The organism is Streptomyces kebangsaanensis (assembly GCF_001906585.1).
In the GTDB taxonomy this organism is placed as follows: domain Bacteria; phylum Actinomycetota; class Actinomycetes; order Streptomycetales; family Streptomycetaceae; genus Streptomyces; species Streptomyces kebangsaanensis.
Window position 1 is genome coordinate 79,343 of the sequence record NZ_JUJA01000032.1, and the last position, 7,918, is coordinate 87,260.

8 protein-coding genes and 2 pseudogenes are annotated in these 7,918 nt (G+C 67.6%); 5 read left to right on the plus strand and 5 right to left on the minus strand.

Translation table 11 applies throughout. The features are described 5' to 3' along the window. The coding region (locus RH94_RS03170) for an ATP-binding protein (RefSeq protein ID WP_234425499.1) at positions 1-399 on the plus strand (399 nt) is incomplete at its 5' end. A gap of 391 nt (positions 400-790) precedes the next feature. On the opposite strand, the gene RH94_RS03175 is transcribed toward RH94_RS03170, so the two are convergent. Then, positions 791-1,846 carry a GlxA family transcriptional regulator gene (locus RH94_RS03175; RefSeq protein ID WP_073946125.1) on the minus strand — a complete coding sequence of 352 codons (1,056 nt, stop codon included), beginning with the start codon at positions 1,844-1,846 and terminating at the stop codon, positions 791-793. A gap of 70 nt (positions 1,847-1,916) precedes the next feature. Here RH94_RS03175 and RH94_RS03180 point away from each other — a divergent pair. Beyond that, positions 1,917-2,117: pseudogene (locus tag RH94_RS03180) on the plus strand (MFS transporter); the annotation flags it as partial. 119 nt (positions 2,118-2,236) lie between these two features. Here RH94_RS03180 and RH94_RS03185 read toward each other — a convergent pair. After that, positions 2,237-3,010, minus strand: a complete 774-nt coding sequence (locus RH94_RS03185; protein ID WP_073946127.1) for a helix-turn-helix domain-containing protein — start codon at positions 3,008-3,010, stop codon at positions 2,237-2,239. Between the two features lie 321 nt (positions 3,011-3,331). On the opposite strand from RH94_RS03185, the gene RH94_RS03190 reads away from it, so the two are divergent. After that, the gene (locus RH94_RS03190) at positions 3,332-3,832 is read left to right on the plus strand and encodes a glycine-rich domain-containing protein (RefSeq protein ID WP_234425500.1); all 501 of its coding nucleotides are present in this window, start codon (positions 3,332-3,334) and stop codon (positions 3,830-3,832) included. Between the two features lie 74 nt (positions 3,833-3,906). Beyond that, the gene (locus tag RH94_RS03195) at positions 3,907-4,536 is read left to right on the plus strand and encodes a class I SAM-dependent methyltransferase (RefSeq protein ID WP_073946129.1); all 630 of its coding nucleotides are present in this window, start codon (positions 3,907-3,909) and stop codon (positions 4,534-4,536) included. Positions 4,537-4,557: 21 nt separating this feature from the next. On the opposite strand, the gene RH94_RS03200 is transcribed toward RH94_RS03195, so the two are convergent. Then, complete coding sequence (locus tag RH94_RS03200) at positions 4,558-5,142, minus strand: recombinase family protein (protein WP_073946130.1); 585 nt, start codon at positions 5,140-5,142, stop codon at positions 4,558-4,560. Positions 5,143-5,331: 189 nt separating this feature from the next. Continuing rightward, the gene (locus RH94_RS38535) at positions 5,332-6,720 is read right to left on the minus strand and encodes a hypothetical protein (RefSeq protein ID WP_079188873.1); all 1,389 of its coding nucleotides are present in this window, start codon (positions 6,718-6,720) and stop codon (positions 5,332-5,334) included. A gap of 264 nt (positions 6,721-6,984) precedes the next feature. Here RH94_RS38535 and RH94_RS03210 point away from each other — a divergent pair, with 264 nt between their 5' ends. Further along, positions 6,985-7,602: a helix-turn-helix domain-containing protein gene (locus RH94_RS03210; protein ID WP_073946131.1), complete on the plus strand. Its 618-nt coding sequence runs from the start codon at positions 6,985-6,987 to the stop codon at positions 7,600-7,602. A 57-nt stretch (positions 7,603-7,659) separates the two neighbouring features. On the opposite strand, the pseudogene RH94_RS42120 reads toward RH94_RS03210, so the two are convergent. Next, positions 7,660-7,918 (minus strand): annotated as a pseudogene (locus RH94_RS42120) (recombinase family protein); the annotation flags it as partial.

Sequence of the window (7,918 nt, forward strand, 5' to 3'; positions counted from 1 at the left end):
GCCGAGACGTTGGTCCTGCTCGTCTCCGAACTGGTCACCAACGCCGTGGTGCACACCGGCCGCCCCGCCGTACTGCGGCTGTCCCTGCCCGGCGCGCCGGCCGAAGTGACCACCGTCCGCCTGGAGGTGGCCGACACCAGTACCAGGGCCCCCGTGCCGCGCTGCGTGGGCGACGAGGCCACGAGCGGTCGCGGCCTCGCCCTCGTCGACGGCCTCGCCGACCGGTGGGGCTGGAGCCCGGAGGGTGCGGGCAAGCACATCTGGTGCGAACTGGACCGCCGCACACCACCGGTTGACGCGGAGGAGACCGCGACGCCGGCGGCGTACGAGGGACCGGCCCACCAGGAACCGGCTTACGAGGAACCGGCCTACGAGAAGCCGGCCTACGAGGCGGTGTAGAACTTCCTTTCCCCGCAGGGAACCCGAGCCGGCGCACGGGGCGGACGGCGTCCTCGCGCGGTGGCCGGCGCGCCGTCCTTTCCCCTCCGGGCGGTCAACTCGTGCGCCGGGAGATGCTTCTGTGCGCGCCCCGTTGCGAGGGGGGCATAACGGGTAAATCGCCTGGGCGGTGTTGACGTGTCCTGTCCGCTTGATCACGCTTGTGGTCAGCGATTCGCCGCGAGGGGACGTCGAGGGCCCGGGCGCCGGAAGTCCTCGGCGAGTGTGGGTCGTGATGTCGGCGCCGGCCGGTCCCCGCAGGGTCCGAGGGGGGTGGGGCCGGTGCGCCGCGGTCGGAGGGCGGCGCGCCCTGCCGCGTTCGGGGCGGGCAGGAGCGCGCCGCCAGCCGTACTCACCCTCCCGCCCCCGGCCTGTCCACAGGCTGTGGACAACTCTCCGCCCCCGCTCCGGGAGCGGTCCGGAACGCGCGCCGGTAGGCCGTCGGCGTCACCCCGAGCGCCGCCTGCAGGTGCTGCCGCATGGACTGGGCCGTACCGAAGCCGGCGTCGCGGGCCACCCGGTCCACGGACAGGTCCGTGGACTCCAGCAGATGCCGGGCGCGTTCGACGCGCTGCTGCGTGAGCCACTGCCCCGGGCTGACCCCGACCTCCTCGCGGAAACGCCGGGTGAAGGTCCGCACGGACATGGCCGCCCGCGCGGCCATGTCCCGCAGCTGGACCGGCTCGTGCAGCCGGCTCAGCGCCCACGCGCGCGCGGTGGTCGTGGTGGCCAGCTGCGGGTCCGGTACCGGGCGGTGGATGTACTGGGCCTGCCCGCCGTCCCGGTGCGGCGGTACGACGGTCCGCCGGGCCACCTCGTTGGCGATCGCGGTGCCGTGGTCGCGGCGCACCATGTGCAGGCACAGGTCGATCCCGGCCGCGACGCCCGCCGAGGTCAGCACGTCGCCGTCGTCGATGAACAGCACGTCCGCGTCCACCTTGATCCGCGGGAAGAGCCGCTGGAAGCGGTCGGCCTCGGCCCAGTGCGTCGTGGCCGGCCGCCCGTCCAGGAGACCGGCCGCGGCCAGCACGTACACGCCGGTGCAGATCGAGGCGAGCCGCGTGCCGGGCCGGATCAGCGCGAGCGCGGCGGCCAGTTCCCCGGTCAGCACACCCTCCTCGTGGACCGGGCCGAGCTCGTACGACGCCGGGACGATCACCGTGTCGGCGGTGGCCAGGGCCTCCGGCCCGTGCGCCACGTCGATCGAGAAGTCGGCGTCCGTCCGCACCGGCCCCGGCGGGCGGACCGAGCAGGTGACGACCTCGTACAGATGCCGCCCGGCGGCGTCCCTGGGCCGCCCGAAGATCCGGTGCGGAATGCCCAGCTCGAAGGGGAGCAGCCCGTCGAGGGCGAGGACGGCGACGCGGTGCGCGCGGAAGGCCGTGGCCGTACCCGTGGCCGTATTCATGGCCCGATCCTAGCGAACACTGTCTTCTGGGCCAGTGGAGCGCGGCGGCCCCGCACCGGAAGCTCATGGCGTGACCCAGACCGCAGAACCCGCGGCCGCCGTGGAGGAAGAGCCGCCCGGCCGCCGGACCCGCTCCCGCTTCCGTCTCCGTTCCCGCGTTCATCTCGCCTGGTTCGTCGCCGCCGTCACCTTCGTCACGATCACCGGCGCGGCGGCCTTCCGCTCGCTACCCGGCCTGCTCATCGACCCGCTGCACCAGGAGTTCGCTTGGTGATGCTTTGGGGAATCTGAAAGCGGGTCTTGTGTCCCTGCCAGTTCCCAACCGGTCGGGGCGGATTCAGAGGCAGCGCGCCCGTACGGGGCGGTCCCACAGGGGAGCGCCCCGATCCCTCACTCCGGTGTGGTCGAGTACCGCTCGATGCTCGCGCGGCCTGTCGATCGGTCGAGTAGGCGCAGCTCCCACGGGCCCGTGTTCACGTCGAAGTCCTTGCCGAACCCGACCCACTTGCCCGCCATGCGTCGGCCTGTCGGCTCGATGAGCAGCTGAATCGCACCGTGGTAGCGGGCGCCCTGGTAGTACCCGTCGGCTGCCGTCTGCTCGGTCCACGTACCGGTGACAACGTTCCGGTCCACGGTGAGGTCCAGGGACAAAGGGCTGTCCGGGTTGGTCGACACTCCGGGCAGGCTCTGGGCTGTCAGCCGGTTGCCGTGCTGGACGATCACGACGTGGTGCTTGCAGTCGAACGTCTCGTCACGGCTGGACGAGTAGAACTCGTACCGGGACAGCCAAATGCCCGCGTACTCGCTCTGCGGCTCCGGCTCCGGGCTTGTGACAGCGTCGGCCGTGCCGACTTCCCCAGCCTCCATGTCGTGGCCTCCTGCCCCGTCCGAGTGGACGCGTGTCATCGGGATCGCGAACCCCAGTGACTCGGGGGTGCGGCCGGTGAGCTGCTTCAGTGCCCGCGCGTACAGCGGGCGGCATGTCCTGGTCTCCCCGGACTCCCAGCGTTGCACGAGTCGCTTGGAGGCGTCGTTCGGCTCCCCCAACTCCTCGCCTGCGTCACGTAATCCCCGGGCGAACTCGTCTTGGCTGAGGTTCATCGACTTGCGTACGGAGGTCAGCACGTCGTTGGGGATTCGCCCACGCTCTGCCGTAGTCGTCATGATCCGAGAGTAGCCACGCCACGCCTTCAATGACACCGGTTTGACGCCTTCGGGGTGACGTCGACATGACGCCCGAGGGACGCCTTGAACGTCGCCGCAATGGTCATGGCCTGTCAGGAACATGGACGTCATGTCCATCCGTATCAGCGCTTACACGGTGAGAGCCGACGGCACTCAGACCAAGCCGCGAACCCTGTACGAGGGTGAGGGCGGGGAACCCCTCGCTACCGGCCTGATGCCGCCGTGCCTGTGCCCCAGGTGCAGGGGTGGGCGACATGACCGGAGCACCACGGACCCCCAATTGCGTGGAGGCAAGCCAGCATGAGCACGGCAGTAGTGATCCGCGACCCGAAGGCGTACGTCACCCCGGACGTGTGGGAGCGGGAGGTGGCCCTCCTGCTCCGCAACCCGGAGAACACGCGCGAACTGGCCGAGGCCAAGTTCGGACAGGCCATCGCCTACCTGGTCACGTGCGGCGAGAACCCGGACCTTCTCATGGGCCCGTCCAAGCAGGTGGACGAGGCATGGCACTCGTTCATGCTCGACTCGATCCCGTATCACCACTTCACCAGCCGGCACTTCGGCCGGTACATCCACCACGTACCGGAGCTTCCGGGGACGGCGGCTGGTGTCCAGTGCGTCAGCGACGACAAGGCGACGCTGGACGGCCACGACATCAGGACCGGCGGCCCGCTCGTCCTGGAACAGACGATCAAGGCCATCAAGGCGGCCGGGTTCGAGATCGACCCCGACCTGTGGGGCATGGAGGACGCGGCCGACTGCAACCAGTGCCACGCCGGGTGCCACGACTCGCCCAAGTAGTAGTGAGCGGCAGGTGAGTTGAGGCCTACCTTCGTACGTTGGGGGTGGGCCCCTCTGCCGGAAAGGATCACCGCATGTCATTGGCTGAGTCCTGGGACAGGTACGCGGTCGGGAGCAAGCCACGCAGGACCGTGAACGCCAGAGGTGATGCGACTTGGCTGAACTGGACCCAGTACCCCGATCACGGGCCGGACGAGAGCGTTCTCGGTCCCGTGGCCGGACGCCGAGTGCTGGAACTCGGCTCGGGGAGCGGTAGTAACCTCGCGCACCTCGTGACGCTTGGTGCGACAGGCCAAGGGGTGGACATCGCCCCCGCCCGCGAGACGGTCGCGCGGGAGCGCTGGGGCCATCTGCCGGGCCTTGAGTTCTGTACGGCGGAGGCGACTGTGTTCCTGAACGAGACGGACGAGACATTCGATGTCGTGCTCTCGATCTTTGGTGCCGTGTGGTTCGTCGATCCGGGCACCCTGCTCCCGCTGATCCGCTCGCGCATGACGCCGGGCGGCATCCTGGCCTTCTCGCATTTGCCTCCAGGCAGTCAGGGGCCCAAGCCTGTCAAAGCCGGACTGCGGCACGACCACACCCCGGATGAGTGGGGGCGCATCCTGACGGGGCGCGGCTTCTCTGACGTGCGCGTGTCGCTGATCGATCCGCCAAAGGGTAGGGCTGTGGGCACGATGCTTGTCCGGGCCCTGGGGGCCTGACCGCGTGGCTGTGCGCCTGTCTCAGGCGCTCTCGTCAAGGTGGCGGTAGAGGGTGGCACGGGAGATCCCGAGAGCCTTGGCAATGGCGCTCACGCTTTCACCCTTCGCCTTCCTGGCACGGGCCACCGTGAGCACATCCTCATCCACCACAGTCGGCCGTCCGCCCGTACGCCCCTGCGCCTTGGCTGCGTCCAGTCCGGCGCGGGTGCGCTCCTTGATGAGGCTGCGCTCGAACTCCGCCATCGCCCCGACCACCTGAAGCATGAGACGGCCGTCGGCCGTGCTGGGGTCGATGTTGGCCAGCGCACCCGTGAGCACCTTGAACCCGATGCCCTGCTCTCGAAGGGTGTCGACCATGGTCACAAGGTCGATGAGCGACCGAGCGAAGCGGTCGAGCTTCCACACGCACAGGGTGTCGCCAGGTCTGGCGTAGTCCAGTGCGGCCGTGAGCTCTGGCCGGTTGGTGTTCTTCCCGCTGGCCTTGTCCTCGAAGATGCGGGCGCACCCTGCGGTCGTCAGTGCGTCGCGCTGAAGCTGCGCCTCCTGGTCGTCGGTGGAGACGCGGGCATAACCGATGAGCTGGCCAGTGATCGTGTTCGTCGTCACGGCCAAGACTGTCTCAGAACTCGTCTCAATACGTCAAGGTTGAGATGGAAGTTTCGAGACGGGTTTTGAACAGTGCTGCGCCCCCTTGTGAGGCGCCTGCCGTCTCGTCTCACAAACCTTGGTTTTCGAGACGCATCGCCGTGATCGCTGTTCGCTACAACTTGGGCCTGCCAATACCTTGAGGTTGCGTCACTTTCGGTCGGCGCCTCGCAACACATCAATCAGGTCCATTGGATGCGTCAGCCTGTGCCTGAAGAGCCAGGAGCCGGCCAGCAGCAAAGCCATGCCGACCAGCACACCGTTGGCTTCCTCCGGCAGGTTGGCCATCGACGCCGCAACCAGGGCCCCGACGCCGAACGCACCGACGCCCAGGAGGCGCAGCCACTCGTAATCGGTGGCGGCCTCCACGGTGTCGACATCATCCAGGAGCTGGCCGATGCGCCCTTCCGCGTACCGCTCGGCGATGGTGAGCAACATGTCGGCCAGTTCTTGGAGGGCCATGCCGATGTCGGGATCTGTGTACTGGCGAGCTTCGACCGTGCGAAGAGCCCCGATCACCTTTGCGGCGTGGGCCTTGAGGGCGTGACGCTGTCGCGCGCGTTCTGACCAGGAGTTGTATCCGCATCCGGTTCGCCAGGCATTTCGGATGACGTATTCGGCGCGGCGAACAGACACTCGCGGCGTGTTCAGAGGGGAACCTTGACCCCATGCGCGCCAGGTGCGAGCGCAGTCGGCGGCGGTGAGCAGTAGCACCACAACGGGTCTGTAGCGGGCCTCGTCATCGACGGTGGCGGGATGCCGGGCGCGACGTGGTGAGCGCTGTCGATTTGAGTTCTCCGGCGGGATCTGTCGTGCCCCGTTCGTCAGGGCGATTGCGAACGGGTAGAGCGCCTTGAGTGCCAGGAGGATCGAGAGGATCAATACGAGGTAGGTCAGCGGCGTGAAGATCCCCCAGGAGGGAGCAAGGGACCAGAGACGTTCGATTGCAGACACTCCGTCCGCCACTTTGTGAATGATCCATGCGGCGGCGTCCTTCATGCCCCTGAAGAGTGCGCTCAGAGGGTCTGGCGGCGGAGCGTCTGGCGCGTAGCTGTGCCCGGAGCCGCTGGCGGTATCGCGTGGCAGGTCATCGTTGTACTTCGGCGGGTTGCGGATGAAGTCGACGATCGCTTCGAGGTTCGCCGTGCAGTAGACGAGGATCAGGAGACCGAGCGCCCGGGCCGGGATGGCCCACAGGGCGGCTCGCCACCACTTCAAGGCGGCTTCTGTGATGAGGGGGCGTGCCCGCAGGCCGCCGTCCGGGAGAGTTTCGGCGATGACGGGGGCGACCTGGCTGATCATGCGGCCCATGAGTGTGTTGACGAGGTCGTCGTAGCGGGCGCGTATCGCACTCCTTGTGCGGCGTAGCCAACGCCGTATCGGAATCCGCACGCGGCGCAACAGCCATCGCTGGAAGGGGACGTAGGAGAAGGCGAAGAGCAGGACTGCGCAGCACAGCAGGAACAGGGCGCTACGCACGAGGCCAAGGGCAGGTGGCATGGCTACAGGCACGTGGACCATCTTGCCGACGGCAACCACAGGGGCCACACCTTTCCTCCGAGAGACGTATCGTCGGCGGCGAAGGGGTGGGGTATGACCCCCTGAGCCCGTCGTGGCGCACCGCCGGGTCTTACCGGCTCAAATTCTGCCACGGTTTCGAGCCCGTCTGAGAGGCTCCTCACATACGATGACCTGCTCTTTTGTCTGTGTAGACCTGTAGATTTCGGGGTCCCGCGAGACTACAGGGAAGGGAAGCCCGAAATACAGGAACACGTATGGCGTCGTGCGCTGGTGCGCTCGAACATGAAGCACGCAGAGAAGTTGGTCGGCGTCGCCATGGCGTTGTACGCGGACTACGAGACCGGCGAGAACGTGTGCCCGTCCAACGGGACGATCGCCAGAGAACTCGGCTACGGCGGGAAGGCTCCGGAGCAGACGGTCAACAAGATCGTTGGCAGGCTGCGTAAGGCTGGCTGGCTCATGAAGACCGGCAAGGTGCCGGATGGTCCAGTGATCTACCGACTCACCTTGCCGAAGCAGGGGGGTATGGCTGAGGAGCCATACAACCTACATACCTTCAAGAGCGACGGCGGCAGGAGTGAGGAGCCAACGGCGAAGAGCAAGCCGGTAAGCGAAGAGCGGCCCCTCGGAGGGGGCCGACAGGGCGAAGACGAAGAGCGCAAGCAGCCGGCGAAGGTGGGCCGCGTAAGCGGCCCCCAGAAGGAAGGCGAAGGGGCTGGCTCTCTTGGGGGGCCTTCGGCTCCCACCTTGTCCTTCGTAGACCTTGGCAAGGTCAAGCGAGAGGAACAGCGGCAACGCTGGTTCGGCGACGCGTACGCGCCTCCCTTGCCGGTGGACTTCGACTACGACGGCTTGACCGACCGGCTCCAAGAAGCAGGGCAAGAGCCGCCCCCCTTCTGATCCGGCATGACGAAGCCCCGCCCTCTGGTGAGAGCGGGGCCAGTCGAGCGAGGCAGGCTACGCGTCTTGTTCGTCGTCGGCGGTGTGGTTCCACTCCACGGTCATGTAGTCGTCCACGGTCATCTTCGCCGCCTTCTTGAAGCCGTTGGGGTGCATCGTGATCGTGGTGACGAACTTGACCCACGCTCGACGGACGGGGAGTGGAGTGTTCGGCCAGTCCTGAATCAGGCCAGCGATGCCCGACACAGGGTCGATCGGGGGCAGGCCAGTGACACCGGACAGCTTCTCGTCAATCTCGTCGAGCCTGGCTCGGATC